Genomic DNA, 26,414 nt, shown 5'->3' with positions numbered 1-26,414 from the left:
ATATCTGGCGTTGACTTTTGGCACACTGTTGAGTTCTCAAGGAACGGACGCTTCCTTCGAAACCGTTTCACCGGTTTCTCCGGGCGCTTCCCTTCGGTGTTTCCAACCTTACCAGATCCGTTTTCCGTTCCGTTCCCGATCCGGATTTCCATTTCTGGTGGCCGTTTGGAGGGCCTTTGCCTTTCGGCTGTTTCGACTTTAGCAGACTCACTTCGACCGACCTAATCGGCTTCGTGATTCCCGCGGGATCGAAGTGCCTCGTTCAAATCTGAATTCAAAACCGAGGCGATCTTGTGCTCATGGTCGCCCACGAGCAAGGTGCCTACGAGCATACCCTGCTCGCCGCAACCAGTAAAACCTACCTCACCTGACAACCCCCGTCAAGGGGGTTGGGTGAGATCGTCACCTTAGCAGGTTCCAGAGGGGTCACGCACGGAGCGCCACGCGTGGTGGACGGTGCGTCGACCCGGTGTCTCGACGATCCGGTGTCCCGACGATGTCTTGACGTCCTTGTGAAACAACCAGCAACTCTCTTGTGTAGCTCCGGAGAGAGCGTGCGTCAAGCCCCTGGCGGGGGGAAATTTTCAGCGAAGGAGGACGGGGGGCTCTCAAGATCCTCCAGCTCGATCCCCGGCGCCGCGAGGACCACGTCTCCCGCGATGTGGACCGAGTGCCGCTCGCCCGTGTCGAGGGCGGTGACCTGGTACTCGTCCACGGTCAGCGGGCCGCTGTCCGTCGGGTGGGCCGTCCGTTCCAGCAGGGCCCAGGACTGGTCGAGGGTTCGGGGCGCGAGGACGGGGGCGGTGAAGGCGACGAGGCGGACGCGGGTGGCGGTGGCGCCTGGCGCGAGGCGCAGCAGGCGGGCCGTGGCCACCAGGAAGGCCGGCGAGGTCCCGGTGAAGGCGTGGGCGGCGACATTGCCCTCGGTCGCGCGCTCTCCGGCCGGGTCGGTGCGGACCCAGGTGACGCCGTCCAGGGCCGCGCCGCGGACGCGCCAGCTCGCGGCGTTCAGCTCGAGGCGGAGGGGGCGGCCCAGCTCGTCGAGGGTGAGGTCCACGGAGCCGCTGTGCTCACCGGACGGGGAGGTGAGCTGGGCGACGTAGCGCCAGCCGGTGGGGCCGGTCGCGCACTGGAAGTGCTCCTCGCCCAGGGGGGCGTGGTCGTGCGGGTCGTGGAGGGAGTAGCGGCCGCGGGGCATGGGTCTGTTCCTTGACGTGCGAAGGCCCGCCGACGTGCGAAAGGCCCGCCCGGGCCGGTACGGCCGGGCGGGCCCTGGGCCCACGCCGGGGCGGGGATCAGTAGGCCCCCGCCGGGGCGGGGATCAGTAGCGGTAGTGGTCCGGCTTGTACGGGCCCTCGACCGGCACGCCGATGTAGGCGGCCTGCTCCGGGCGGAGCGTGGTCAGCTTGGCGCCGAGGGCGTCGAGGTGGAGTCGGGCGACCTTCTCGTCCAGGTGCTTGGGCAGCACATAGACGTCGGTCGGGTAGGACTCCGGCTTGGTGAAGAGCTCGATCTGCGCGATGGTCTGGTTCGCGAAGGAGTTGGACATCACGAACGACGGGTGACCGGTCGCGTTGCCCAGGTTCAGCAGACGGCCCTCGGACAGGACGATGATCGCCTTGCCGTCGGGGAACGTCCAGGTGTGGACCTGCGGCTTGACCTCGTCCTTGACGATGCCGGGGACCGCGGCGAGACCGGCCATGTCGATCTCGTTGTCGAAGTGGCCGATGTTCCCGACGATCGCCTGGTGCTTCATCCTGGCCATGTCGGAGGCCATGATGATGTCCTTGTTGCCGGTCGTGGTGATGAAGATGTCCGCGGTCTCCACCACGTCGTCCAGGGTGGCGACCTGGTAGCCGTCCATCGCCGCCTGCAGCGCGCAGATCGGGTCGATCTCGGTGACGATCACCCGGGCGCCCTGGCCGCGCAGCGACTCGGCGCAGCCCTTGCCCACGTCGCCGTAGCCGCACACGACCGCGACCTTGCCGCCGATCAGCACGTCGGTGGCGCGGTTGATGCCGTCGACCAGGGAGTGGCGGCAGCCGTACTTGTTGTCGAACTTCGACTTGGTGACGGCGTCGTTCACGTTGATCGCCGGGAAGAGCAGCGTCCCATCCCGCTGCATCTCGTAGAGGCGGTGAACGCCGGTGGTGGTCTCCTCGGTGACGCCGCGGATCTCGGAGGCGAGCTGGGTCCACTTCTGCGGGCTCTCCGCGAGGGTGCGGTTCAGCAGCTCGAGGATGACGCGGTGCTCCTCGTTCTCCGCGGTGGAGACGTCCGGGGCGGCGCCGGCCTTCTCGTACTCGACGCCCTTGTGGACCAGGAGGGTGGCGTCACCGCCGTCGTCCAGGATCATGTTGGGGCCGCCGGTGGGGGTGCTCGGCCAGGTCAGGGCCTGCTCGGTGCACCACCAGTACTCCTCCAGGGTCTCGCCCTTCCAGGCGAAGACCGGGATGCCCTGCGGGTCCTCGGGGGTGCCGTTCGGGCCGACGGCGATGGCGGCCGCCGCGTGGTCCTGGGTGGAGAAGATGTTGCAGGAGGCCCAGCGGACCTGGGCGCCGAGCGCGACCAGGGTCTCGATCAGGACCGCGGTCTGCACCGTCATGTGCAGCGAGCCGGTGATACGGGCGCCCGCGAGCGGCTGGGCTTCGGCGTACTCCTTGCGGATCGCCATCAGACCGGGCATCTCGTGCTCGGCGAGGGTGATCTCCTTACGGCCGAAGGCGGCCAGGGACAGGTCGGCGACCTTGAAGTCCTGACCGGAGACGGCATTCGTCATTGCTGCTCCTCATCGATCGGTTTCGAGCGAGAGTGGTGTCGGCTGGGCATGCGGCAGTGATCCCTGGGTCTGTGGACACACGGGTCCCCTGCTCGCAGTGCGCAGTCCGTCGGAGGCCCTCTCTCCCTCGGCCGGTCCGCGGGGCGGACCGCCCGACCGCCATCAGCAGCGACGTCTGGCTCGTGTCGAATCTACACCGATCGGCGCAGCGAACCCCAGTCCGCGGGCGCTTTCTTCGGCCTGTGGACACTTTCTCCCCTCGTACTCCCCTCGCAGGACGCGCTGCCTCTTGCGGGATGCGTTCGGCGCGGGGAACCCTTGCACCTTCCCGCGCTCGCTCGACGCTGCGTAAGGAGAACCACGTGACCAGTCCAGCCGATCCCCCCACCGGCGCGGGGGCCAGCGGACCAGGGCTCAAGCTGCTCGCGGTGACCGCCTGCCCGACGGGCATCGCGCATACGTACATGGCCGCGGAGAAGCTGGCCCAGGCCGCCGAATCGCTCGGCCACTCCATGAAGGTGGAGACACAAGGCTCGATCGGGGCCGAGAATGTTCTCTCTGACAACGATGTCAGAGATGCGGACGGCATCATCATCGCGGCGGACAAGGACGTCGACCGCAGCCGGTTCGTCGGCAAGAGGGTGCTCGTCGTCGGCGTGGCCGAGGGCATCCACCATCCCGAGCGGCTCATCGAGCAGGTCCGCGTGGCGCCCCTGTACAGCGGGGACGGCGGCGGCTCCGCGGGGGGCACGGGTACGGGCCCGGGCGCGCGAAGCGGTGGGGCGGGGGGCTCCGCCGGCGGGAAGGGGCGCGGCGTCACGTACAAGGCCCTGATGAACGGTGTCTCGTACATGATCCCGTTCGTCGTGGTGGGCGGGCTGCTGATCGCGGTCTCGCTCGCGCTGGGCGGCGACACCACGTCCAAGGGCATCGTCATCCCCGACGACTCCTTCTGGAAGTCCGTCAACGACATCGGCGTGATCGGCTTCCAGCTGATGATCCCGGTGCTCTCCGGCTATATCGCCTATGCGATCGCCGACCGGCCCGCGCTGGTGCCCGGCATGGTCGGCGGCTGGATCGCGGCGCACGGCGAGCTGTACGACAGCGAGGCGGGCGCCGGGTTCATCGGGGCGATCGTGACCGGCTTCCTGGCCGGATACCTGGTGCTCTGGATCAAGAAGGTCAGGGTCCCCAGGTTCGTCCAGCCGATCATGCCGATCATCGTGATCCCGATCGTGGCGACCTCGGCGCTCGGGCTGTTCTTCATCCATGTCCTCGGCGAGCCGATCTCGTGGGTCTTCGAGCACCTCACCGACTGGCTCGGCGGGCTGACCGGCACCAGCGCGGCGCTGCTCGGCACGATCCTCGGCCTGATGATCGCCTTCGACATGGGCGGCCCGGTCAACAAGACCGCCTTCCTCTTCGGTGCCGGCCTGGTCTCCAGGAATCCGGAGGTCATGGGGATGTGCGCGGCGGCCATCCCGGTCCCGCCGCTGGGCCAGGGGCTGGCCACGCTGGTCCGCCGCCGGATGTTCGACGACCAGGAGCGGGAGACCGGCCTGGCCGCGCTGTTCATGGGGTTCTTCGGGATCACCGAGGGCGCCATCCCGTTCGCCGCGGCGCGCCCGGCGCGGGTCATCCCGGCGAACATGCTCGGCGGCGCGCTCGCCGGGGCGGTGGCGGGTCTCGCGTCGGTCGAGGACAACGTGCCGCACGGCGGTCCGATCGTGGCGCTGCTCGGCGCGGTCGGCGGGGTGCCGATGTTCTTCGTCGCCGTGGTGATCGGCACGGCGGCCACGGCGCTCACGACCGTCGCGCTGATGTCGCTCGGCGGGGGTGCGGCGGCCCGGGGCGGCGGCGAGACTACGCGGCCGGGCGCCGGGGGCGGTGCCCCCGCGCGGTCGCCCGAGCCGGCGCTGGTGGGTGCCGCGGCGGGCTCTGCGGCTCCGACGGCCCCGGCGGCCACGGCGGCGCCCGCGACTCCGACGGCCCCGGCCCCGGCCGGGGCCGCGTCGCCCGCTGAGGCGGGCCAGGTGCTGTCCGGGTATCTGACCGGGCGGACTGTACGGGATCGGCTGGCGGCGGGCGACAAGGAAGCCGCCATCCGCGAGATGGCCGAGCTGCTCGCCGCCTCCGGCAAGGTCGCCGATGTGGCCGGGCTGGTCCGGGCGGCGCTGGCCCGCGAGGAGCAGGGCACGACCGGGCTGGGCGAGGAGATCGCGATTCCGCACGCCAAGACGGACGCGGTGACCGGCCCGGTCGTCGGCTTCGCGCGATCCCCGGAGGGCATCGAGTGGGGCGCGCTGGACGGGACGAAGGCCCGGCTGGTGTTCATGATCGCGGTGCCGGAGGAGGCGGCGGGGGATGAACACCTGCGGATCCTGGCGCTGCTCTCGCGGAAGCTGATGAGCGCGGAGTTCCGGGAGCGGCTGCTGGGGGCGGCGGACGAGGCGGCGGTGCTGCGGGTGCTCGGCGAGATCGAGTAGCCCCCGAGCCCCGGGGCGAACCGCAGCCCGACCAAGCAGACAGACCAAGCAGCTCGACCAAGCAGACAGCCGGAGCAGACAGCCGGACGGGCTTGGCCGCCCTGGGCGGCCAAGCCCGTCCGTGCCGTCCGTGGCTCGCCTACGCGGAGGCGGTGCGCAGGATGTCCGGCTCCAGGTAGATCACGCGGGCGATGGGGACCGCCGCGCGGACGCGGACCTCCGCCTCGTCGATCGCGCGGGCGACCTCGGCCGCCGTGTCGTCGTGCTGGACCGCGATCTTGGCGGCGACCAGCAGTTCCTCCGGGCCCAGGTGGAGCGTGCGCATGTGGATGACTCCGGTCACGGTCTCGCCGTCCACCAGCGCCTCGCGGATCTTGGCGACCTGGTCGGCGTCCGCCGCCTCGCCGAGCAGCAGGGACTTGGTCTCGGCCGCCAGCACGAGGGCGATCAGGACCAGCAGCGCGCCGATGCAGACGGTGCCGATGCCGTCCCACACGCCGTTTCCGGTGAGCAGCGAGAGGCCGACGCCGCCGAGCGCGAGGACCAGGCCGACGAGGGCGCCGAAGTCCTCGAGGAGGACGACGGGCAGCTCGGGGGCCTTGGCCCGGCGTACGAACTGCGACCAGGTCAGCTGGCCGCGGATCTCGTTGGACTCCTTTATGGCCGTACGGAAGGAGAAGCCCTCCGCGATGATCGCGAAGACGAGCACCCCGACCGGCCAGTACCAGTTGTCCAGGTCGTGCGGGTGTTTGATCTTCTCGAAGCCCTCGTAAAGGGCGAAGACACCGCCGATGGTGAACAGGACGATGGAGACCAGGAAGCCGTAGATGTAGCGCTCCCGGCCGTAGCCGAAGGGGTGCTGCTCGGTCGCCTCGCGCTTGGCCTTCTTGCCGCCGAGCAGCAGGAGGCCCTGGTTGCCCGAGTCGGCTATCGAGTGCACGCCCTCGGCGAGCATCGACGAGGAGCCGCTGAAGGCGAACGCCACGAACTTGGCTGCGGCGATGGCCAGGTTGGCGCCCAGCGCGGCAACAATCGCCTTGGTTCCGCCTGATGCACTCATTTTGTGCCGGATGTCCCTTCCGTCGCACGGCAGCTTTGCCGTTGCTTTACTGCGTCACGGCGGGCCATTGTTGCAGCCCCGCCAAACGGCGGTGCGTCAGGCGACGACTGTGGCCCGGAACACGGTGCCGGGCCCGGACAGCGCGACGGCCTCACCCGCCGGCACGAAGGCCGACTCCCCCTGACGCAGCCGCAATTCGGCCGCCTCGCCGGCGGCGCCCTCATCCCGTGGGACGGCCTCGCCCCGCAGCACGGCCTCGCCCGAGACGCACAGCAGGATCTGGGGGGTGCGGGAGGGCAGGGGGCGCGGGCCGCCGCCCTCGGGCAGGACGTAGCGCGAGAGCCGGAACTCGTCGATCGGGGTGGTGTACACCTCCTCGCCCGAGGATTCCGCCTCGGGACGGAGCACCCCGGGGCCGTCGCTCTCGAAGCGGACGACGCGCAGCAGTTCGGGGACGTCGATGTGCTTGGGGGTCAGGCCGCAGCGCAGCACATTGTCGGAGTTGGCCATGATCTCGACGCCCAGGCCGTCGAGGTAGGCGTGGGGCACGCCCGCGCCGAGGTAGAGCGCCTCGCCGGGTTGCAGCCGTACGTAGTTGAGCAGCATCGCGGCGATCACGCCGGGGTCGCCCGGGTAGTGCCGGGCGATGGCGGCGTACGCGCGGTACGCGGGGGCGTACGGGCCGTCCTGCGCGCCCAGTCGTTCGGCGGCGGCGGCCGTCTGGTGGACGGTGTCCGCCATCGCCTCGCGGTCGGCGGTCAGGACGGCGGTCAGCACCTCGCGCAGCGCGTGCGACTCCGGGCGGGCGTGCAGGATGTCCACGTACGGCTTGAGCGGGTCCACCTCGAGGGCGGCCAGCAGCTCGGCGGTCTCGCCGGCGTCGCGGAAGCCGCACAGCCCGTCGAAGGGCGTGAGGGCGCATATGAGTTCGGGCTTGTGGTTGACGTCCTTGTAGTTGCGGTGCGCGGCGTCGATGGGGACGCCCCGCGCCTCCTCGTCCGCGAAGCCCGCCTCCGCCTGGGCCCGGTCGGGGTGCACCTGGAGGGAGAGCGGCGAGGCGGCGGCGAGCACCTTCAGCAGGAACGGCAGCCGCGGCCCGAAGTGGCGTACGGCGTCCGGGCCCAGCTCGCCCGCCGGGTCGGCGGCGATCACCTCCGACAGGGCCACCGCGCCCTGCCCGCGATCGACGCGGGACGGCGCCCCGGGGTGCGCCCCCATCCACAGTTCGGCCTGCGGCTCGCCCGTCGGCTCGGTGCCCAGCAGCTCGGGGATGGCGGTGGCGGAGCCCCAGGCGTAGGGGCGGACGGTATTGAGGAGGCGGTCCATGGAGTGCGGTTCCTGACTGTACGGACGGGGGTCGACGGGAAGGCTTCTTCGAGGTGAGGGCTACGGACGGGGTTGCCCCGTCATGATCCCTCCGCCGAGGCGAGCGTCAGGTAAACGGCGGTGAAATCCGTGATGGCGACGAGTTCCGCGGCGTTCTCCAGAGCGCTGCCCTGGCCCGGCCCCAGCTCGCTGAGCGCCGTGTCGTGGGCCAGCGCGAGTTCGCGGGCGGTCGGCACGGCCGAGAGCGCGCCCACCGGTTCGTCGTACAAGAGGACGACCCGGGCTCGTAGCGCCTCGGCCTCCTCCACCCGGTCGCGGAAGAAGTCGTCGGGGTCCGCGCCGCCCGCGAGCGTCCCGGACAGCAGCGTGCCGTGGGTGGCGAGGGCGCCGGGCAGCTCGGCGACGAGCGCGGGGCGCCCGGCGAGCAGCGCGAGCAGGCCCGCGAAGCGCCGTCCGGCGGCCGCCGCGACCGGCCCCTCGGTCCACAGCAGCGGCAGCGAGCCGGCGAGCTCGGCGGCGAGGGCCTTGGCGGGGTTGGTGTACGTGGCGATGGCCGGGCCGCAGCGCTCGGCCACCTGGTCCAGCCGGTCGGCCACCTGCTGGAGGGCGCTGGGCGGGGCGGCCACCAGGCCGATGCGGTCGACGAGGGCCAGCAGCGGGGTGAGCAGCGCCCACAGGGTGCCGGGCAGGGCGGGCCCGGTCACCTCGGCCGCGGCCGTGCCCGTCGGTTCGGTGTGCTGCTCCGCGGCGTGGCGCGTCTGGGCCTGCTCCTGCGTCTGCGGCGCTCCGGCGGGGGCCGCCGTGTCGTACGGGGCCGCCGGGTCGTACGGGGAGGTGGCCAGCGGGAGGGTCAGCCCACGCGCCTGCTCGACGGCGGCGGCCAGCGGGGAGCGCGCGGGCGCGACCGCCACGATGGAGCAGCCCCGCCGGTACGCCTGCTCGACCAGCGGCGGCAGCCCCGGCTCGGCGCCGTCCGGGGTGACGAGCAGCAGCAGGTCCAGGGGGCCCGCCCAGCCGGGCAGCGTCCAGCGCAGCGCGCCCGGGGCGGGCGCCACGCCCACCGGCGCGATCAGGCTGACCGGGAAGTTTCCGCCGCCGAGCGCGCCGAGCAGGTCGGCGGTGCACGTTCCGGCCGCGCCCGGGCCGGCGACCAGGACCGCGCGCGGCCGCCCGTCCGGCTTGAGGTCGGCGACCCCCGCCTCGGCGGCGAACCGGGCGGCGGTGCGCACCCGGGCGCCGGACTCGGCGGCCCCGCGCAGCAGCCCACGGGTGTCGGCGCGGGCGAGGGCCTCCGGGGCGTCGAGGAGGGATTCGTCGAGCATGGTGCTTCGGCCTCCGATCGCCGTGGGCGGGGCGGTGCGGGAACTGCGCGGGACGCCGCCGTCAGGCCGGCCGGCGCGCCTCGTCGACGAGCAGCACGGGGATGTCGTCCCGGATCGGGTAGGCGAGGCCGCACCCCTCGCCCGTGCACACCAGCTCGGGCGTGTCCGGCCCCTGTTCCTCGCGCAGCGGCGCGTGGCACGCCGGGCAGGCGAGGATGTCCAGCAGACCGGCTTCGAGCGGCATGGGGCGTCGTCCCTTCGGTTTGGGTCCAGCGTGGTCAGCGTACCGCCGGGGAGGGAGGCGCGCGGCGGCGCGCCCCCCATGCCCCTTCTCTCGGGCGCGGACGGGTTGTCTCAGGCGCGGACGAGGGCCAGGACCTCGTCGCGGACGCGGGTGACGGTGTCCTGGTCGCGTGCCTCCACGTTGAGGCGCAGCAGCGGCTCGGTGTTGGAGGGGCGGAGGTTGAACCACCAGTCGGCGGCCGTGACCGTCAGCCCGTCCATCTCGTCGAGCTCGACGCCGTCGCGCCCCTCGTAGGCGGCCTTGACCGCGGCCATGCGCCCGGTCTGGTCGTCCACGACGCTGTTGATCTCGCCGGAGGCGGCGTACCGGTCGTACTCGGCGACGAGCTGGGACAGCGGGCGGTCCTGCTCGCCGAGCGCGGCGAGGACGTGGAGGGCGGCCAGCATGCCGGTGTCGGCGTTCCAGAAGTCGCGGAAGTAGTAGTGGGCGGAGTGTTCGCCGCCGAAGATGGCGCCGGTGCGGGCCATCTCGGCCTTGATGAAGGAGTGGCCGACGCGGGTGCGGACCGGGGCGCCGCCGTGCTCCTTGACGACCTCGGGCACCGACCAGGAGGTGATGAGGTTGTGGATGACCGTCCCGCCCGGGTGCTTGGCCAGTTCGCGGGCGGCGACCAGGGCGGTGATCGCGGACGGGGAGACCGGTTCGCCGCGCTCGTCGACGACGAAGCAGCGGTCGGCGTCACCGTCGAAGGCGAGGCCGATGTCGGCGCCGGTCTCGCGGACGCGCGCCTGGAGGTCGACGATGTTCTTGGGGTCGAGCGGGTTGGCCTCGTGGTTGGGGAAGGTGCCGTCCAGCTCGAAGTACATGGGGTCGAGCTCGATGGGGAGTCCGTCGAAGACGGTGGGGACGGTGTGGCCGCCCATGCCGTTGCCCGCGTCGACGACGGCCTTGAGGCGGCGGATGGAGCCGAGGTCCACGAGCGAGCGCAGGTGGGTGGCGTAGTCGGCGAGTACGTCGCGCTGGGTGATGGTGCCGCGCTCGGCGACCGGGTCGGGCGCGCCGCCGGCGGACCACTCCTCCACGAGGGCGCGGATCTCGGCGAGGCCGCTGTCCTGGCCGATGGGGGCGGCGCCGGCGCGGCACATCTTGATGCCGTTGTACTGGGCGGGGTTGTGGCTGGCGGTGAACATCGCGCCGGGCAGGTCGAGGTGTCCGCTGGCGAAGTAGAGCTGGTCGGTGGAGCACAGCCCGATCTCGGTGACGTCGGCGCCGAGCGCGGCGGCCCCGGTCGCGAAGGCCCGCGACAGGCCCGGCGAGGAGGGCCGCATGTCATGGCCGACGACGATGGCACGCGCCCCGGTGACCCGGGCGAACGCGGCGCCGAACAGCTCGGCGAGCGGCTCGTTCAACTGGTCCGGGACCACACCGCGCACGTCGTACGCCTTCACGATCTGCGACAAGTCGGTCACAGCAGCCCCTTCTCGAGGTCTCTACTTCTGCGGGTCTTCTTCTGAGATCTGCTTCTGGCTGTCCGGGGCCTGTTCATGCGGGGTCCCGGGAACTCAAAACTACCCGTATGACCTGGGGGGCAACTGTGAAGCCCGTCGCGCGGCGCGCTCAGGGCCAAACGGCCGCCTCGGAGAGGCGGGAATGGTCGTGTCCGCGACAACTTCAGGGCCAATGCCCCGGCGGCAGAACGATCGACCGAGTCGATTACCCGTCAGGAGCCAGGCGGCGCTCAGGAGTCGGGTGAGCGCAGGACCCTCAGATGGCCGCGCCGGGAGACCTCCCGGGCATCGCCCTCCCGGCCGCCCTGGCCCGGGCCCGCCGGTCCGCCGCCGGCGGCGCGCTCATGGGGGCGGGCCGCCTCGCGCACGGCGTTGGCGAGCGCCTCCAGGTCGTCCCCGCTGGGGCGCGGCGGGCCGGTGTCGACGGCGAGCCTGACGACCTCCCAGCCGCGCGGGGCGGTCAGCCGCTCGGAGTGCTCGGAGCACAGGTCGTAGCAGTGCGGCTCGGCATAGGTGGCGAGTGGCCCGAGGACCGCTGTCGAGTCCGCGTAGACGTACGTCAGCGTCGCGACGGCGGGGCGGCCGCACGCGGTGCGCGAACAGCGACGTACAGGGCTCACGACGTTGGACGGTACCGCACTCTTGAGCGGGCCGCGACGACTCTCCACCAGCTCACTCCGCCGTGTCGTCACGGTTCGCCCCGTGCGCCCCTTACGTGAACATCGCCGCTGACCAGCGCGGACTCCGCCCGGGACGGTGACCCGCGGGAACGAATCCGGTCACCGCTTGATCCGATATGGACCACCTTGCGAGAGAAAGCCACCCACCACGGCGACTGTTTTCAGACGGAAGCGTGTCTGAAATGTTCATTCGACGACACTGAAGCAACACGGGAACGACAGAGACGCGACATCGGACGCACTGTCCGGTAAGCGCGTGCCCATGAGCCGGTGACGGCTACCCTCGAGAGTGATGACCAGGCCCGTACCGCCCCACCAGTCCGAGCCGCGCCCCCGCCGCCGCGATCGGCACGGACGCGGAATGCGCGGCCCCCTCGCGCCGCCGCAGGTGCCGCTCTCGGTCAGCCGGGCGGAGTCCTTCCAGGACCTCGTCCAGGACTCCGCGGAACGGCTGGAGAGACGCTGGCCACAGCTTTCCGCCGTCGACTTCGCCGTCCTCGAGGTGCCGGGCCCGGCCGCACCCGGCGACCCGGACGGCTGGGACGGCGAGTCGGTGCCGCTCGGCCGGTTCATCGCCGCGCGCGGCGACACCCCGGACCGCATCGTGATCTACCGCCGCCCGGTCGAGATCCGCGCCAAGACCCGGGACGAGCGCGCGCTGCTCGTCCACGAGGTCGTCGTCGAGCAGGTCGCCGAGCTGCTCGGGCTCGCCCCCGAGCTGGTCGACCCCCGCTACGGGCAGGACTAGGGCCTCTCGTTTGGTCCTCACCGCAACGTCACTGGCCCGTCCTCACCGCAACGTCACTGGCCCGTCCTCACCGCAACGTCACTGGCCCGCGTCGTTGAGCAGGGACAGGTCCTGGCGCGCCGCCGGGACCTCGACCGTGGCCCGGTCGTCGGGCAGCGCCTGGATCGTGAACATCGGGATGCCGCCCTGGGGCAGCGCCAGCATCCGCGACGCGTACACCGGCCCGCCCGAGATCCGCTCGACGGTCACGGCGTAGCCGCCCTTGCCCGAGGCCGGGTGCGGCGGCTCGGCGGCCACCGTGGTGCCGCCCTTGACCTCGATGGTCTTGCTGACGGGGCGGCCGCCCCCGCTCCCGGCCGAGGCGGTGACCCGCACCTTCGCCGACCCGTTCGGCGCCACCAGGGACAGCGTCGAGCCCTTGGCGCGGTTGTCGGCGGCGGTGGCGGTCCGCTCGATGCCGGTGGTCGCGGGGATGAAGGCCGTCTCCTGCTCCGTCCCCTTACCGCGCGTCACCCGCAGCGCGGCCACGACCGGGGCGGCCGTGCCCTTCCCGCCCTCCGCGGTGAGCACCAGGGAGCCCGCCTCGCCCTTGGTGAGGTCCCCGAAGTCCACCCACGCCGTCATCCCGCTCTTGACGTGCAGCGACTCATGCCCGGCCGGGGTGATCGCGCTGTTCCGCCCGGCCAGCCGCACCTTGAGGTCCGCGTCGTTCGCGCCGGGCGCGTGGACGACCAGGCGGACCGAGGTCGCGTCCGCCGGGATGCCGGGCAGTACCACGCTGGTGGACGGCTCGGCCGAGGCCGGGAGCCAGTCGCTGCCGAACGTCTGGTCCACCGCCTGTACGGTCGCGCCGACCCGGCCCGAGCGCGCCGACACCCTGAGGGTCGCGTCGGCCGCCTCGGCGTCGGTCAGGGTGGACAGCAGCACCGGGACGGTGGACCGGCCGGGGACGGTGATCGCCTCGTCGGTCGAGGGTTTGAGCCGGCCCTCCTCGCCATACAGCTTGAGGTCCACCTCGGCCGCGCTGTCGTCCGGGTTGGTCAGGTGCACATAGTCCTGGCGGTCCTTGGCGGTGCTGATGCCGGGAAACCAGAAGTTCGTGTCGGGCGCGGCGCAGGCGGTGCCCAGCAGGCCGCGGCCGGTGCCCGCGGCCACCGTGGTGGTCTGCTGCACGGTCCAGCCGGGGGCGAGGCTCCCGTCGGCGGTGCCGATGAGCGCGGGGGCGTCCGAGCGGTCCGTCTCGGTGGTGACCGGCTTCCCCGGCTCCTTCAGGGGCACGACGGGCTCGCCCGCCTTGTCGCTCCCGCCCTTCTGAGCGCCCTTCCGGTCGCTCTTCTCCCCGCCCTTCGGCCCGCTCGCGGACTCGTCGTCCGGGGCCTGGGCGGGCAGCAGCCCGGCGGTGGCCTTCTTCGCGCCGTCGCCGGTGCCCTCGCCGTTGCCGGTGGGTGTGTAGGCGGTGTAGGTGGTGCTGCCGACCTCCGAGGACGTGGGGGGCGGGCACAGCAGCGTGGACCGCTCGACGGGCAGCCGCCTGGCCGCCTTCGCCACCGGCTGCGCCGGGTCCTCGGACGACCCCGCGGTCAGCGAGGCGACGCCGGTGACGGCGGCGAGCGCCGTGGCGGCGCCGATCAGGGACAGGGTGGTGCGGTTCATCGCTGCTGCTCGCTCCCGTCGCGGCGGGCCTCGGGCTCGGCGCCGCCGTACGTCGTGTCGCCCTGCGGGGGGTACGTGCCGTCGGCGTAGGGCTGCTGCTGGTCGTAGGCGTACGGGTCGGCGTAGTGGCCGCCCGCGTACGGGTCCGCGGGGTACTGGCCCTGCCCGTACTGCCCCTCGGCGTACTGGCCTTGGGCGTACGGGTCCTGGGCGTACTGGCCTTGCGCGTACGGGTCCTGGCCGTACTGGCCCTGGGCGTAGGGATCCTGCGCGTACGTGTCCTGGCTGTACGGGGCCTGGGCGCCCTGGGCGCCCTCACCCTGCGCGGCCGGGTCCTGGGCGGAGTGATCCTGGGCGGCCTGGTAGCCGGCGCCCGCGTAGTCACCGTCCTGGTACTGGCCGTCCTGGTACTGACCCGCCTGGTACTGACCCGCCTGGTACTGGCCCGCCTGGTACTGGTCGTAGCCCGCGCCCGCGTGCGGTTGGGACTGGGGCTGCTGGGGCTGGGACTGGGCGTCCCACTGGCCGTACTGCTGCTGCCCCGGCACCGCCGCGTACGGGGCGGCGGCCGCCTGCTGGTCCGCGTACGGCCGCTCCTCGCCGGCCGCGCCCTCCGGCGGCGCCGGGGCCTCGCCCGGCGCCTCGGGGGCGGCGGCGTCGGCCGCCCGCTCCTCGGGCGCCCCCGGCTCGGCCTGGGCCGCCGCCTCGGCGGCGGCCCGCAGCCGGCGGGCCCGCCGCCCGTCGCCGGCCAGGTCCCGGGCCGCGACCGCCGCGCCCGGCTCCTCCGGCAGGTCGTCGTCGACCGTACGGCGGCGGCCCGGCAGCGCCAGTACCACCAGGACCAGCGCGAGCAGCCCCTGGGTCCAGACCCAGGCGGTGTGCCCGAAAGGAGTGTCGTAGCTCAGGTCCAGCCGCCCGCCGTTCGCCGGGAGCTCGAAGCCCTGCGCCCAGCCGTCCACGGTCGTCGCCTTCAGCGGCTTGCCGTCGAGCGTGGCCTGCCAGCCGGGTGTCGCCCGGTCGGCGATCCGCAGCACCCGCCCGGCCGGGCCCTCGGGGATGGTGGTGTGCGCCTCGACGGGCCCGGCGGCGACGTTCACCGGCTCGGCGCCGGCCGCCGCGCCGCCCTGCCCGCCGTCCGGCGCGCCGGGGACGATGGTGACCCGCGAGATCCGCCGGTCGACCCGCCACAGGGCGCTGCCGTCCTCCTGGCTGAGCCGGGTGAGCCCCGGGGTGGCGTCCAGCACCCGGCCCACCTGGCGCGCCGCGCTGTCGCGGACCAGCACGAACCGGATGGCGTAGCCGCCGAGCTGGCTGGTCTGGTCGGCGCCGGAGCCCGCGATCAGGTTGGCCACGACCTTGTCGAGCCGGCTGTCGCCGCCGGCCGCGCCGGCGAGCTCGGCGTCGCCGAGCCGGGCGCCCGAGCCGCGCACCAGGACGTAGTCCGCCCGGGCGGCGTCGCCGTCGAGGACCAGGGTGCGGGCCTGGTCGCGGACGCCGCTCTCGGCCGCCACGAAGGCCGGGACCTGCTCGGGGTCGCGCCGCCCGAGCGGCCCGTCGGCGCCGCTCAGCATCCAGCTCGCGGCGGCCCACAGGGGCGCGGCGGCCGAGGCGGCGGCGATCAGCAGCGCGACCGGCTGGCGCCAGCCGAAGCTCTGCGCCGCGACGCGCTCCCGCGCGCCCTCTGCGCCCACCACCCCGGCGCTCAGCAGCGCCAGGCCGTAGACGAGGGTCGCGGGCCCGGCCCAGCCGGAGCCGCCTGCGAGCGCCGCGAAGAGGAAGCCGGTGAGCGCCACGGCCCAGGCGGTACGGACGGCGAGCTGCCGCTCGGCTCGCATCAGGGCGGCGAGCGCGGCCAGCACGAAGCCGAGCAGCAGGAGCGTTCCGCCGCCCTTGGGGCCGCCGGGGCTCAGCGCGAGCAGGTCCAGCGCGGACGCGGAGCCGGTGGCGTAGTCGAGACCGGCCTCGTCCAGGAACCGGCCCGGGTCGGTCAGCAGGTCGATGGACCAGGGCGCGAGCACGGCGAGCGGGGTGAGCACGACCGCGAGGAAGCGCAGCCCGTACGCGGTCAGTTGCTCGGCGCGGCTCTGGGCGAACCGCACCCCGAGCACCCCGACGCCCAGGACCAGGGCGATCGGCCAGACGACGGGGGTGAAGGCCATGGTGAAGGTCAGCAGCAGCGCGTACGCCCAGGTGGCGCGCCAGCTCGGCCGCTCGCCGCGGCGCGCCCGCTCGCCGAGCCCGAAGCCGCTCGCGGCGACCGCGGCGCGGGCCATCAGCGGCAGCAGCACGGCGAGCACCGCGGTGCCCAGCCGGCCGCTCGCCAGCGCCCCGGTCGCGGCCGGCAGGAAGGCGTAGGCGACGCTTCCCCAGGCGCGCAGCAGCCGGGACTCGACGAGCGGCCGGGAGGCGAAGTAGGCGGTGAAGCCGGCCAGCGGCACCGAGCAGACCAGCAGCAGGGTGAGCGTGAACCCGGTGCTGCCCAGGAAGAGCGTGGCGACCGAGGCGAGCACCGCCAGATAGGGCGGCGCGCTCTGCGTCCCGCCGATTCCCACCGGATGCCAGCCGTCCAGGTAGTGCGCCCACAGGTCGGAGACCTCGCCGGGCGCGGGCAGCAGCGCGCCGCCCGCCAGCGCCCCGCCGCCGAGCAGATCGCGGCAGGCGACGAGCGAGACGAGCAGCAGCACGGCGAAGAGCATCGGCCCGGGTCTGCGCGCGATCCGCTTCAGCCGGGCGAACTGCTCGACCTCCAGGAAGTCGGCGTCCTCGTCGCCCGGCCCGGACTCCACGACCCCGTGCCGGCCGCCGGAGGACAGCTCGGACTCCGAGCGCCCGCCGAAGTGGCTCGCGACCTGCTCGACGGTGGCCCGTACGGTGGCGCCGGGCGGCGGGAACAGCGGCCGCAGCTCGTCCTTCTCGACCGCCGGCCGCCCGCGGCGCTTGCGCGCGGCGAGGATCTTCTCGGGGCGCAGCAGGGTGCCGAAGAGCCCGGCGACCTCGTCGAGCGCCTGCCCGGGCACCTTGCCCACCAGATAGGCGAGGGTGCGCAGCAGGGTGCTGAGGATCAGCCGGGGCAGGACGTACGGGAGCGCCGCGCCGCGGCTGTTGGCGAGCAGGGTGTAGACGGCGCCGGCCTTGTCGACGCGGTGCGGCGACCAACCGCGCGGCGCGAAGCGCCTCGATGAGGGGTGGTGGTCGGGTGACGGGCGGGCAGAGCGGCCGACGCAGTCGATGGGGCGCCGTTCGCGGGCGGCTGCCTCGGCGTGGCGGAGCGCGGCGTCCGGCGCGACCAGCACCTCGTGGCCGGCGGCGTGGGCGCGCCAGCACAGGTCCACGTCGTCGCGCATGAGGGGCAGCCGGGGGTCGAAGCCGCCGAGTTCCTCCCACACGTCGCGGCGCACCAGCATGCCGGCGGTGGAGACCGCCAGCACGGGCCGCACCTGGTCGTGCTGGCCCTGGTCCTGCTCGCGGCGCTCCAGGCCGGTCCAGCGGCGGCCGCTGCGGGCGATGCTGACGCCGACTTCGAGCAGCTGCCGGCTGTCGTACCAGCTGCGCAGCTTGGGGCCGACGATCGCGGCGCGCGGGTGGTCGTCGGCGACCCGCAGCAGCTCGGCGAGGGCGTCGGGGGCGGGTGCGCAGTCGTCGTGCAGCAGCCACAGCCATTGGACGGGCTCGCCGTGGGGCAGCTCCGGCATGTCGTACGCGTCGTCGCGCCAGGTGCGGTTGACGGCGTCCCAGCCGCTGGGGCGCTTGAGGTAGGGCAGCTCGTCGGGGCCCAGGACCTCGGCGTTGCGGACCGCCTCGGCGACGGCCGTGCCGAAGCCGCTGCGGCGGGCGAGGTGGAGCACGCGGTCGGGGCCGAGGGCGTCGGCCAGCAGCTGCGCCGAGTCGTCGGCGCTGCCGGTGTCGGCGGCGACGACGCTCTGGACGGGCCGCTCCTGGCCGAGCAGCCCGGTCAGCGCGTCGGGCAGCCAGCGGGCGCCGTCGTGGGCGACGAGCACGGCGGTGACGACATGGCGGGGGAACGCCGGTGTTTCGGCGGGCGCAAACGCGGCGTGTGCGGCCTGGTGTTGGGCCGCCGGGTGGCTGTGCACGGACATCGAGGTACGGGCCCCGGTTCGCTGGACTGCGGTGGACGCGCGCGACCTTGGCGGCGCCCGCGCGTCTCGGACGGGGCCCCACACTAACGGCTGTCACACAGCGGTCCGCCTCCCGGCGCCGGGGCGCGGGAGGCGGACCGCGGGTTCCGGGTCTGGTATGGCGGGTGTCCGGTCTGGCGAGCGTCCGGCGTGACGGGGGGTCAGACGGCGGCCTTCTTCAGCCGGCGGCGCTCGCGCTCGGAGAGGCCGCCCCAGATACCGAAGCGTTCGTCGTTGGCGAGGGCGTACTCGAGGCATTCGGAGCGGACCTCACAGGCGAGGCAGACCTTCTTCGCCTCACGGGTGGATCCGCCCTTTTCCGGGAAGAACGACTCGGGATCGGTCTGGGCGCACAGCGCGCGCTCCTGCCAACCGAGCTCCTCGTCCGCCTCTTCGACCAGCAGTTGCTGGAACAACTCGGTCATGTGCGCCCCTCGTCAGTCATCGCGTCCCCGTGTCCGCTGCCGTCGGTCCATCGGCAAAACGACACGAGTGAAATTACAAGTGCGCCGATCCGGGCCAGTCAAGCCGAGATCTGCTATTGAGCCCCTTATTCACTCTGCGGAACCAAGGCGACGCAGAAAGTGTTCAAATCAGCCTAAAGCCGACACCTTCCCCGACCGTCACCCCTGTCCCTTTCTCCTACTCACAGAGGAGGACGCCATGCACGCCGATCCCGTTGCACCCCGGTGGGACTCCGGGTGCCGCTCCTTGTGACCCGATTCCGGTCCGCGCAAACCTTTCCGCCGCCCGGGCCACCGGATGGGGTGACACCTCGCCCAGCATCCGGACGGTCAAGTTGACACGGGGGGCGACGACCCGGTCTCCTTGTCCGCATGTCAGTGACCCCCGCGCCCCAGCCGACCCGTGACCACGGGTTCCGCTGCGCCGTGCAGGCTCGCTGTCGCTGTTCCAGCTGTTGATGCCTGTCGACGCCCCTGAGCTCCAGCCATCTCGCACAGCCGCCGCTCTCATGACGGTCTGCCTCTTCTCGCAGCCGGCTCCCGCGGCCGTACCCGCGCCCGCCACGCACCTTCCGCCGAGGAACCCCCCATATGAACAGCGACGTCCAGATCGCCGGTGACCCCCTCGCCATCCCGCATCTGCTGCCGCCCGCACCCGCGCACCCGACCACCGTCTCCGCCTTCGCCGGGCTGGCCCGCTCCCTCGCGGCCGACCGCGCCGGCTGGGCGCCCCTGATCCAGTACGACGCCACGAGCCGCTGGTACCACCGGCTGCGCACCGGGCCCGGCTACGAGGTGTGGCTGCTCAGCTGGGTCCCCGGCCAGGGCAGCGGGGCCCATGACCATGGCGCCTCCTCGGGGGTGCTGACCGTCCTGGAGGGCGAGCTGACCGAGCGGGTGGGGCACGGCGGGCGGCACACCCTCAGGGCGGGCGCGCAGCGCGTCTTCGCGCCCGGCTATGTCCACGACGTCGTCAACGACTCGCTCGAACCGGCCGTCAGCCTGCACATCTACTTCCCCGGGCTGACCGACATGCCGATGCACCCGTCGCAGGACGCGGTGCGCGAGCAGGCGGAGCGCCTCGATGTCATCGGCGGCTGACACTATGTCCCCATGCGCATTGTGGTTCTGGCAGGCGGTATCGGCGGCGCCCGTTTCCTCCGCGGTCTGAAGTCGGCGGCGCCGGACGCCGACATCACCGTCATCGGGAACACCGGCGACGACATCCACCTCTTCGGGCTCAAGGTCTGCCCCGACCTCGACACGGTGATGTACACCCTCGGGGGCGGCATCCACGAGGAACAGGGCTGGGGCCGGGCCTGCGAGACCTTCGCCGTCAAGGAGGAGCTGGCGGCGTACGGGGTCGGGCCCGAGTGGTTCGGGCTCGGCGACCGGGACTTCGCCACGCACATCGTCCGGACCCAGATGATCGGCGCGGGCTATCCGCTGAGCGCCGTCACCGAAGCCCTGTGCGCGCGCTGGCAGCCCGGCGTGCGGCTGCTGCCGATGACCGACGACCGGGTCGAGACGCATGTGCTGATCGACGACCCCGAGGCGGGGGGCGCCGAGGGGGCGGCCGTTGGGCGCGCCCCGCGCAAGGCCGTGCACTTCCAGGAGTACTGGGTCCGGCTGCGCGCCTCCGTGCCCGCCCACGCCGTCATCCCCGTCGGCGCCGAGCAGGCCAAGCCCGCGCCCGGGGTGCTGGACGCCATCGCCGGGGCCGACGTGATCCTCTTCCCGCCCTCCAACCCCGTCGTCAGCGTCGGCACCATCCTCGCCGTGCCCGGCATCCGGGAGGCCATCGCCGAGGCCGGGGTGCCCGTGGTCGGGCTGTCCCCCATCGTCGGCGACGCGCCCGTGCGCGGCATGGCCGACAAGGTGCTCGCCGCCGTGGGCGTGGAGTCCACCGCCGCGGCCGTCGCCCGCCACTACGGCTCCGGGCTGCTCGACGGCTGGCTCGTGGACACGGTGGACGCCGCCGCCGTGAGCGAGGTCGAGGCCGCCGGGATCCGCTGCCGCGCCGTCCCGCTGATGATGACCGACGTCGCGGCCACGGCCCGGATGGCCACCGAGGCCCTGACGCTGGCCGAGGAGGTACGGGCATGACGGAGGCCGTCACCGGCGCCCCGGCCTACCGGGCCTGGGCGCTCCCCGGCATCCCCGAGGTGCGCCCCGGCGACGACCTCGCCAAGCTCATCGCCGCCGCCGCGACCGCCGAGGGCCTGCCCGGGCTCGCGGACGGCGATGTCCTGCTCGTCACCTCCAAGATCGTCAGCAAGGCGGAGGGGCGGATCGTCAAGGCCGCGGACCGCGAGGCCGCCATAGACGCCGAGGCCGTCCGGGTCGTCGCCCGGCGCGGGCGCACCCGCATCGTGGAGACCCGGCACGGCCTGGTGATGGCCGCGGCCGGGGTCGACGCCTCCAACACCCCCGCCGGCACCGTCCTGTTGCTCCCCGAGGACCCCGACGCCTCCGCGCGGCGGATCCGGGACGGGCTGCGGGACGCGCTCGGGGTCGAGCTGGGGGTGGTGGTCACCGACACCTTCGGGCGGCCGTGGCGCAGCGGGGTCACCGACGTCGCCATCGGCGCGGCGGGGGTGCGGGTCCTGGAGGACCTGCGCGGCGGCACCGACGCCCACGGCAACCCGCTGAGCGCCACCGTCGTCGCCACGGCCGACGAGCTGGCGGCTGCGGGCGACCTGGTCAAGGGCAAGGCGGGCGGGCTGCCGGTGGCGGTGGTCCGCGGGCTGCCGCAGGTCGTCCGGGCGGCCGGCGCGGCGGAGGCCGACACCGCCGACGGCACAGGCAGCGCCGAGGGCCAGGACGGCCAGGCCGACGCCGGGAGCTTCAAAGGCCCCGAGAGCTTCAAAGGCATGGAGAGCTTCGAGGGCCTGGAGAGCTTCGAGGGCCCCGACCTGGGCGCCCGGCCGCTGATCCGCCCGGCCGCCGACGACATGTTCCGGCTCGGCACCTCCGAGGCCGTCCGGGAGGCCGTCACGCTGCGCCGTACGGTGCGCGAGTTCACCGACGAGCCCGTGGACGGCGACGCGGTGCGCCGGGCCGTGGCCGCCGCGGTCACCGCCCCCGCCCCGCACCACACCACGCCCTGGCGGTTCGTGCTGCTGGAGTCCGCCGAGTCCCGGCTGCGGCTGCTCGACGCGATGCGCGAGGCGTGGATCGCCGACCTGCGCGGCGACGGCTTCTCCGAGGCGAGCATCGCCAAGCGGGTCCGGCGCGGGGACGTGCTGCGCAAGGCGCCGTATCTGGTGGTGCCCTGCCTGGTCGCGAACGGGGCGCACACCTACCCGGACCCCCGGCGGAGCGCGGCCGAGCGCGAGATGTTCGTGGTCGCGGCGGGCGCTGGGGTGCAGAACCTGCTGGTCGCGCTGGCGGGCGAGGGGCTGGGGTCGGCGTGGGTCTCCTCGACGATGTTCTGCCGCCCCGTCGTACGCGAGGTGCTGGGGCTGCCCGAGGAGTGGGACCCGATGGGCGCGGTCGCGGTGGGCCGCCCGGCGGCCCCGCCCTCGCCCCGGCCGGCGAGGGACGCGGACGCGTTCCTGGTGGTGCGCTAGCCCTCGCGCCGGCGCTTGCCCACCCCTTGGGGGGCGATCGTCTTGAGCCAGTCGTCGACGGTGACGACATCCCCCCACTGCGGGAACAGCCGCTCCACGAGGGCCCGGTGCAGCTCCGGATCGGTGTCCAGACAGGCGTCGGAGAGGACGGTGAGGTCGAAGTCCAGGTCGTTCGCCTGGCACAGGGTGGACAGCACCACAGCGCTGGTGGCGATGCCGGTGAGCACGAGGCTGTCGATACCGCGCGCCCGCAGGACCACATCGAGATCGCTGCCCGAGAACGCGCTCGCCCGCCTCTTGGTGACCACCACGTCGCCCGGGCGGGGCGCGACCTCGGGATGGATCTCGGTGCCCGGTGCGCCCTCGACGTAGAGGCCGGCCTGTGCGATGGCGGTGAGGGCCCTGTTGCGCGTGCCGACTTCCGGGAAGCCGGGGCGTAGCGCGATGACCACGTAGATCACCGGGATGTCCGCCGCCCGGGCCCCGTCGATCGCCCTGCGCAGGCGTGGCAGATATCCGGAGCCGTCCTCGTCGACGATGTCCACGACGGCCTGTTGGACGTCCATCACGAGAAGGGCGCTGCTCATGTCATCTCCAGGTGCGAAGTCGGCTCTGCGGTGAGACGGGCCGAGGTCTGATGCCCCTGGAACGCGCACGGCCGGAGAGGATAATCCCCCGCTTCGGGCACTCCTACGGGGCGCCCTCCGCCGGGACCGAGAACAGGGGGCGGAAGTAGGAAGGGTCGGCCTTCTCCTCGACCATGCGGCCCTCGGCCTCCACCCACGCGTGGGCGCCGAAGGGCAGGCGGGCCCGTACCCCCACCGTCCAGGTGGGCCAGGTGCCGCGCGCCCGGCACAGCAGGACGATCGCCAGGGAGCGGGGCAGGCACCCCTCGTCCCCGGCGCAGCGGAGGCTGACGGCCACCACGGCCTCGCGGGCGGCGCGGGCCTCCGCGTAGGTGGCCGGGCGGGCGCCCTTGCGCAGGCGGGCGAGGAGGGCGCGGGTGCGGGCGGGCGGCTTGGCGGCGAGGCGGCGGGCGACGGCCACGGCGAGCAGCACCTGCAGCCGGCGGCCCGGGGAGAGCCGGACCTCCGTCCGGTGGGGTACGACCGAACTCACGCCTCCCGCACCACCTTCGCCTGCCGGAGGTCGGTCATCAGCCGCTCCACGTCGGCGCGGGCGCGTGGCTCGTCGACGTCGTAGACGGCCATCAGCCGCTCGGCGGTCTCCTGCACCGTGCTGCCGTCGACCAGGGCGCGGAAGGCGAGGGAGGCGGTCGGGTTGAGCTGCCAGTAGCGGCCGTCCCTGCCGTCCAGCAGGACCGTGCCGTAGTCGGTGTCCACCGTTGAGACGTCGGGGTGCAGTGTCCAGGTCATGGTTGTCTCCTGCCTCGGGTCCGGTGGCGGGCTCAGGGGTGGGTGGCGGCGGCCGGCCGGGGGGCCGTGGCCCGGGCCCACAGTTCACAGCTGAGCGCGGACTGCGGCGCACCTCGGTGGAGGCTGTCGGTGTAGGGCCGGTCGAACAGCTCGCGCAGCGGTCCGGGTTCGATCAGGCCCAGGGCGGCCAGGTGGGAGCCGTCCCACAGTTCCGCGAGGTCCCGCCGGTGCTCTTCGAAGCCCTCGGCGACGAGCGTGGTGCCGTCGCCCTTGTCCCGCCGGGTCAGCACTCCTGGCGGCATGACGTCCGCCATGGCCGCCTTGATGAGGGGCTTGAACTCCCAGGGGGTGACGCGCTCCTCGGGCCGGACGGCCAGGCATGCCTCGATGACCTGGTCGTCGAGGAAGGGCGAGGTGTGGCTGAAGTCCTGGGTCTCGGTCAGTTGGTGGCACTGGCGGACGAGCCGCCCGGCGTCGTGGATGGCCAGCAGGTCGTTGTGCCGCCCCCGCGTCGGCGCGAGCGGCTCGACCGCCGCGGCCGCCTCCCGCAGCGTGCCGGCCACCAGGTCCCTGGCGTCCGGGGTGAGCCATCCGGGCAGGCGCGGGAAGTGGCCCCAGTCGGACAGCGGGTTCGGGGCGCGCCGGACGCGGCCGTGGGCCCGGTCCGCGAACCAGCGGCGGTAGGAGCGGCCGTCCAGCAGGCCCCGGGCCTCGACGCCCAGGCTGCTGCGGCGCAGTTGGGTCAGCACTCTCAGACGCTGGGCGGCCAGCAGCGGCCGGTGGCGCAACAGGTCGTGCTGGTAGGCCGGGTGCCCGCGCAGCAGTTGGTCACCACCGAGCCCGTCGAGGTGCAGCCGCGAGCCGTGCGCGACGGCCCGCTGCCGTATGGCGCGCAGCCGGGGCCCGCTCAGCAGGGCGATGGACGGCTCGTCGGGAACGCCGTCCAGGCCCATGAGGCCGCCGAAGAACGGCGGCAGCTCGCGGTTGGAGTAGACGATGTGGTTGAGGTCCGGCAGGCCGGCGGCGGCCTGCCTGGCCCACTCGACGTCCTCGTCGGCCTGGTCGTCGTTCTCCATGGTGAACGTGGTGAGCGAGGGCCGGTACCGGGCGGCCAGCAGGGCGACGCTGGTGGAGTCCATGCCGCCGGAGAGGTCCGCGCTGACGGGCTCGGTGCCGTCGGCGCGCACCCGTACGGCGTCGTCCAGCGCCCGGCGCAGCAGCCGGCCGCCCTCGGCCAGGGAGCGCACCGGCTCGGGGGCCTGCCACCAGCGGGTGACCCGCGGCCGCCGGCCGTCGGCGGGCAGCGTCAGGTACGAGCCCGGGGGCACCGCGGAGACCCCGCGCCACGGCGGCAGGTCGCCCAGGGGGTGCGGCAGCGCGTCCAGGGTGCGCAGGGCGAGCAGGGCCGGGTCGAGCGCGGCGTCCAGGACGGCCGCCAGGACGTCCGCGCGGTCCGCGGCGACGGTGAGGGCGCCGAGCCGGGCGTGGAAGATCCGGCGCAGTCCGGAGGCGGTGCCCTGCACGCGCAGGCGGCCCCGCACGGAGGCGACGAGGTGGTAGCTGCCGGCCCACGCCAGGCCCAGCCGGTCGAGGTCGGTCACCTCGTCGACGCGGGCGGCCGCGGCGGCGAGTTCGTCCGGGGTCGCCGAGCAGTGGCCGATCACGGCGAGCCGGGTGTCGCCCCGTTCGGCCACCAGGGCCCGGCCTTCGGCCAGCCGGCCGGCCACACAGGGCCGGCCGGACCGGTGCCTCAGCAGGATGCGCACGCCGTCCGTCGGGAGCCGGCCGATGGCGGCCGCCGCGCCCTCGTCATCCGGCAGCGCGACGAAGTACTGCCAACCGGCATCGACCATGTCAATGTCCTTACGGGGTGTGCCGCATCAGCGTCGGCCTCAGGTGAGCCTGTCGTAGAAGTGGATAATGTTCTCGTAGCCGGTCAGACCGAAGTAGCCGGTGTCCTCCTGAAAGGAGCCGCACTCGACCATCTTGGGGGCTTCATAGGTCTGGAGCTCGCTGGTCTCCTGGAATTCGTCGCCCTGCATCACAGTTCACCTCCCCGTTGACTGGTATGACCGCTCAGGGCGGAAACGCGTTCCGGTGCGGAAGGTTTCACGGACGCCGGGATGACTCCCAACCGACCGATATACGAGGGGATTTGACATTCCCTCGCCGCCCTGGGCCTGATCGACAGGGAATCACGCGGCTCACCCCGAATTCAAGATCCACGATCAACCGTCCTGCCATGAATAATCCGGAATGCTCCCTCTTACTTTTGGCCCGGCCACCCCTGACTTCACCGCCGCTCAGAGAACCGGAATTCACCGATCAAGATCAATGGCAGGTCGGTCGGCCCATTAGGGTCGGGGTATGACGTCAACTCTCGCCGGCAGTGCCTTCGACTCGCTCCGCCACGACGCCGTGCCCGACCAGGAGACGCTGCGCCGGGCCTACGCGCTCCCCAGCGACGCGGCCGTACGCAAGCAGATGACCGAGCTCACCGAACAGACCAAGCGGTTGATCGGATGCTCCTCGCTGGTCCTGGTCGCCAGCGTGGACGCCGAGGGCAACTGCGACGTCTCCCCGCGCGGCGGCCCCGCCGGGTTCGTCGCCGTCCTGGACGACCGGACGGTGGCGATACCGGACGCGACCGGCAACAAGCGGCTGGACACCCTGCAGAACGTCGTCGCCACCGGCCGGGCCGGGCTGCTGTTCGTCATCCCCGGGCGCACCACGACGCTCAGGGTGAACGGCCGGGCCTGCGTCTCCACCCGCCCCGAGCTGCTGTCGCAGCTGACCCCCGTGGGCAAGCCGCCGGCCAGCGCGCTGGTGCTGGGAATCGAGGAGGTCTACCCGCACTGCCCCAAGTCGCTCCTGCGCGGCGGGGCCTGGAAGCCGGAGGAGTGGCTGCCCGCGGACGCCCAGCCGACCTCGGCCGAGGTGACCCTGGCCCAGCTGCGGATGCCGGAGCTGACGATCGCCGACATCGAGCAGGCGGAGGCGGAATCGCTCAAGTACCGGTACGAATAGGGACTACCGGTACGGGGAGGAGCTACCGGTACA

At 73.2% G+C, this 26,414-nt stretch carries 22 protein-coding genes; 6 read left to right on the top strand and 16 right to left on the bottom strand.

Translation table 11 applies throughout. The features are described 5' to 3' along the window. Positions 1-559: 559 nt before the first annotated feature. Together ABFY07_RS36540 and ahcY are read right to left on the bottom strand one after the other, a co-directional pair. Positions 560-1,198: a hypothetical protein gene (locus ABFY07_RS36540; protein WP_346178618.1), complete on the bottom strand. Its 639-nt coding sequence runs from the start codon at positions 1,196-1,198 to the stop codon at positions 560-562. Between the two features lie 123 nt (positions 1,199-1,321). Next, positions 1,322-2,779: an adenosylhomocysteinase gene (gene ahcY / locus ABFY07_RS36535; RefSeq protein WP_346178617.1), complete on the bottom strand. Its 1,458-nt coding sequence runs from the start codon at positions 2,777-2,779 to the stop codon at positions 1,322-1,324. A gap of 362 nt (positions 2,780-3,141) precedes the next feature. On the opposite strand from ahcY, the gene ABFY07_RS36530 reads away from it, so the two are divergent. Then, complete coding sequence (locus ABFY07_RS36530) at positions 3,142-5,265, top strand: fructose-specific PTS transporter subunit EIIC (protein ID WP_346178616.1); 2,124 nt, start codon at positions 3,142-3,144, stop codon at positions 5,263-5,265. Between the two features lie 139 nt (positions 5,266-5,404). Here ABFY07_RS36530 and ABFY07_RS36525 read toward each other — a convergent pair whose 3' ends face one another. From ABFY07_RS36525 to ABFY07_RS36500, 6 genes are all read right to left on the bottom strand, one after another. Then, positions 5,405-6,325 carry a cation diffusion facilitator family transporter gene (locus ABFY07_RS36525; protein ID WP_346178615.1) on the bottom strand — a complete coding sequence of 307 codons (921 nt, stop codon included), beginning with the start codon at positions 6,323-6,325 and terminating at the stop codon, positions 5,405-5,407. Between the two features lie 96 nt (positions 6,326-6,421). Beyond that, positions 6,422-7,651, bottom strand: coding sequence for a mannose-6-phosphate isomerase, class I (gene manA, locus ABFY07_RS36520; RefSeq protein ID WP_346178614.1), 1,230 nt, complete (start codon positions 7,649-7,651; stop codon positions 6,422-6,424). An 80-nt stretch (positions 7,652-7,731) separates the two neighbouring features. Next, positions 7,732-8,973, bottom strand: coding sequence for an SIS domain-containing protein (locus ABFY07_RS36515; RefSeq protein ID WP_346178613.1), 1,242 nt, complete (start codon positions 8,971-8,973; stop codon positions 7,732-7,734). Between the two features lie 61 nt (positions 8,974-9,034). Beyond that, positions 9,035-9,217: a Trm112 family protein gene (locus tag ABFY07_RS36510; RefSeq protein ID WP_065960254.1), complete on the bottom strand. Its 183-nt coding sequence runs from the start codon at positions 9,215-9,217 to the stop codon at positions 9,035-9,037. Between the two features lie 110 nt (positions 9,218-9,327). After that, positions 9,328-10,686 carry a phosphomannomutase/phosphoglucomutase gene (locus ABFY07_RS36505; RefSeq protein WP_065960255.1) on the bottom strand — a complete coding sequence of 453 codons (1,359 nt, stop codon included), beginning with the start codon at positions 10,684-10,686 and terminating at the stop codon, positions 9,328-9,330. A gap of 269 nt (positions 10,687-10,955) precedes the next feature. Further along, positions 10,956-11,393: a DUF3499 domain-containing protein gene (locus ABFY07_RS36500; protein WP_346178612.1), complete on the bottom strand. Its 438-nt coding sequence runs from the start codon at positions 11,391-11,393 to the stop codon at positions 10,956-10,958. Between the two features lie 304 nt (positions 11,394-11,697). Between ABFY07_RS36500 and ABFY07_RS36495 the strand changes: the two genes are divergently transcribed. Continuing rightward, positions 11,698-12,153, top strand: coding sequence for a metallopeptidase family protein (locus ABFY07_RS36495; protein ID WP_079150869.1), 456 nt, complete (start codon positions 11,698-11,700; stop codon positions 12,151-12,153). A gap of 78 nt (positions 12,154-12,231) precedes the next feature. Here the strand turns inward: ABFY07_RS36495 and ABFY07_RS36490 are convergent, their stop codons facing one another. The 3 genes from ABFY07_RS36490 to ABFY07_RS36480 all read right to left on the bottom strand — a co-directional run bounded on the left by ABFY07_RS36490 (position 12,232) and on the right by ABFY07_RS36480 (position 18,367). Next, positions 12,232-13,806, bottom strand: a complete 1,575-nt coding sequence (locus ABFY07_RS36490; protein WP_346178611.1) for a DUF5719 family protein — start codon at positions 13,804-13,806, stop codon at positions 12,232-12,234. After that, complete coding sequence (locus ABFY07_RS36485) at positions 13,803-17,903, bottom strand: glycosyltransferase family 2 protein (protein WP_346178610.1); 4,101 nt, start codon at positions 17,901-17,903, stop codon at positions 13,803-13,805. Before ABFY07_RS36485 ends, ABFY07_RS36490 begins: the two co-directional genes overlap by 4 nt. A gap of 200 nt (positions 17,904-18,103) precedes the next feature. After that, a complete protein-coding gene (locus ABFY07_RS36480; protein ID WP_004952403.1) occupies positions 18,104-18,367 on the bottom strand; it encodes a WhiB family transcriptional regulator in 264 nt (87 codons plus the stop codon). 630 nt (positions 18,368-18,997) lie between these two features. Between ABFY07_RS36480 and ABFY07_RS36475 the strand changes: the two genes are divergently transcribed. Genes ABFY07_RS36475 through ABFY07_RS36465 form a run of 3 tightly spaced genes read left to right on the top strand, consistent with a single transcriptional unit; the run spans position 18,998 to position 21,978 of the window. Continuing rightward, positions 18,998-19,507: a cysteine dioxygenase gene (locus tag ABFY07_RS36475; protein WP_065960263.1), complete on the top strand. Its 510-nt coding sequence runs from the start codon at positions 18,998-19,000 to the stop codon at positions 19,505-19,507. Between the two features lie 12 nt (positions 19,508-19,519). Then, positions 19,520-20,512 (top strand): 2-phospho-L-lactate transferase, encoded by a 993-nt coding sequence (cofD, locus tag ABFY07_RS36470; RefSeq protein WP_346178609.1) that lies wholly within the window; start codon positions 19,520-19,522, stop codon positions 20,510-20,512. Then, positions 20,509-21,978 (top strand): coenzyme F420-0:L-glutamate ligase, encoded by a 1,470-nt coding sequence (locus ABFY07_RS36465; RefSeq protein WP_346178608.1) that lies wholly within the window; start codon positions 20,509-20,511, stop codon positions 21,976-21,978. The genes cofD and ABFY07_RS36465 overlap by 4 nt, the downstream gene beginning before the upstream one ends. On the opposite strand, the gene ABFY07_RS36460 is transcribed toward ABFY07_RS36465, so the two are convergent. From ABFY07_RS36460 to ABFY07_RS36440, 5 genes are all read right to left on the bottom strand, one after another. Next, positions 21,975-22,565, bottom strand: coding sequence for a cysteine hydrolase family protein (locus ABFY07_RS36460; protein WP_346178607.1), 591 nt, complete (start codon positions 22,563-22,565; stop codon positions 21,975-21,977). The genes ABFY07_RS36465 and ABFY07_RS36460 overlap by 4 nt on opposite strands. Positions 22,566-22,668: 103 nt before the next feature. Next, positions 22,669-23,097, bottom strand: coding sequence for a lasso peptide biosynthesis B2 protein (locus ABFY07_RS36455; protein ID WP_065960270.1), 429 nt, complete (start codon positions 23,095-23,097; stop codon positions 22,669-22,671). Next, complete coding sequence (locus ABFY07_RS36450; protein WP_346178606.1) at positions 23,094-23,354, bottom strand: lasso peptide biosynthesis PqqD family chaperone; 261 nt, start codon at positions 23,352-23,354, stop codon at positions 23,094-23,096. The genes ABFY07_RS36455 and ABFY07_RS36450 overlap by 4 nt, the downstream gene beginning before the upstream one ends. A 32-nt stretch (positions 23,355-23,386) precedes the next feature. Further along, complete coding sequence (locus ABFY07_RS36445) at positions 23,387-25,207, bottom strand: asparagine synthase-related protein (protein ID WP_346178605.1); 1,821 nt, start codon at positions 25,205-25,207, stop codon at positions 23,387-23,389. Positions 25,208-25,246: 39 nt separating this feature from the next. Next, positions 25,247-25,396 carry a keywimysin-related RiPP gene (locus ABFY07_RS36440; protein WP_141712969.1) on the bottom strand — a complete coding sequence of 50 codons (150 nt, stop codon included), beginning with the start codon at positions 25,394-25,396 and terminating at the stop codon, positions 25,247-25,249. Positions 25,397-25,721: 325 nt separating this feature from the next. On the opposite strand from ABFY07_RS36440, the gene ABFY07_RS36435 reads away from it, so the two are divergent. Continuing rightward, complete coding sequence (locus tag ABFY07_RS36435; protein ID WP_346178604.1) at positions 25,722-26,381, top strand: MSMEG_1061 family FMN-dependent PPOX-type flavoprotein; 660 nt, start codon at positions 25,722-25,724, stop codon at positions 26,379-26,381. The last annotated feature ends 33 nt before the right edge of the window (positions 26,382-26,414 follow it).

This window comes from Streptomyces sparsogenes subsp. cuspidosporus (assembly GCF_039532705.1).
Lineage (GTDB): Bacteria > Actinomycetota > Actinomycetes > Streptomycetales > Streptomycetaceae > Streptomyces > Streptomyces sparsogenes.
The sequence above is the reverse complement of the archived record's forward strand: the minus strand, read 5'-3'. Positions and strand labels throughout refer to the sequence as shown.

Excerpts from the sequence above, each read along its gene's own strand:
- ABFY07_RS36480 (WP_004952403.1), bottom strand. The coding sequence starts at position 18,367 with ATGACCGAGTTGTTCCAGCAACTGCTGGTCGAAGAGGCGGACGAGGAG.
- ABFY07_RS36445 (WP_346178605.1), bottom strand. The coding sequence starts at position 25,207 with ATGGTCGATGCCGGTTGGCAGTACTTCGTCGCGCTGCCGGATGACGAG.
- ABFY07_RS36475 (WP_065960263.1), top strand. The coding sequence starts at position 18,998 with ATGAACAGCGACGTCCAGATCGCCGGTGACCCCCTCGCCATCCCGCAT.
- ABFY07_RS36495 (WP_079150869.1), top strand. The coding sequence starts at position 11,698 with ATGACCAGGCCCGTACCGCCCCACCAGTCCGAGCCGCGCCCCCGCCGC.
- ABFY07_RS36435 (WP_346178604.1), top strand. The coding sequence starts at position 25,722 with ATGACGTCAACTCTCGCCGGCAGTGCCTTCGACTCGCTCCGCCACGAC.
- ABFY07_RS36515 (WP_346178613.1), bottom strand. The coding sequence starts at position 8,973 with ATGCTCGACGAATCCCTCCTCGACGCCCCGGAGGCCCTCGCCCGCGCC.
- ABFY07_RS36525 (WP_346178615.1), bottom strand. The coding sequence starts at position 6,325 with ATGAGTGCATCAGGCGGAACCAAGGCGATTGTTGCCGCGCTGGGCGCC.
- ABFY07_RS36440 (WP_141712969.1), bottom strand. The coding sequence starts at position 25,396 with ATGCAGGGCGACGAATTCCAGGAGACCAGCGAGCTCCAGACCTATGAA.
- ahcY (WP_346178617.1), bottom strand. The coding sequence starts at position 2,779 with ATGACGAATGCCGTCTCCGGTCAGGACTTCAAGGTCGCCGACCTGTCC.
- ABFY07_RS36490 (WP_346178611.1), bottom strand. The coding sequence starts at position 13,806 with ATGAACCGCACCACCCTGTCCCTGATCGGCGCCGCCACGGCGCTCGCC.
- manA (WP_346178614.1), bottom strand. The coding sequence starts at position 7,651 with ATGGACCGCCTCCTCAATACCGTCCGCCCCTACGCCTGGGGCTCCGCC.
- ABFY07_RS36510 (WP_065960254.1), bottom strand. The coding sequence starts at position 9,217 with ATGCCGCTCGAAGCCGGTCTGCTGGACATCCTCGCCTGCCCGGCGTGC.
- ABFY07_RS36540 (WP_346178618.1), bottom strand. The coding sequence starts at position 1,198 with ATGCCCCGCGGCCGCTACTCCCTCCACGACCCGCACGACCACGCCCCC.
- ABFY07_RS36485 (WP_346178610.1), bottom strand. The coding sequence starts at position 17,903 with ATGTCCGTGCACAGCCACCCGGCGGCCCAACACCAGGCCGCACACGCC.
- ABFY07_RS36460 (WP_346178607.1), bottom strand. The coding sequence starts at position 22,565 with ATGAGCAGCGCCCTTCTCGTGATGGACGTCCAACAGGCCGTCGTGGAC.
- cofD (WP_346178609.1), top strand. The coding sequence starts at position 19,520 with ATGCGCATTGTGGTTCTGGCAGGCGGTATCGGCGGCGCCCGTTTCCTC.
- ABFY07_RS36450 (WP_346178606.1), bottom strand. The coding sequence starts at position 23,354 with ATGACCTGGACACTGCACCCCGACGTCTCAACGGTGGACACCGACTAC.
- ABFY07_RS36465 (WP_346178608.1), top strand. The coding sequence starts at position 20,509 with ATGACGGAGGCCGTCACCGGCGCCCCGGCCTACCGGGCCTGGGCGCTC.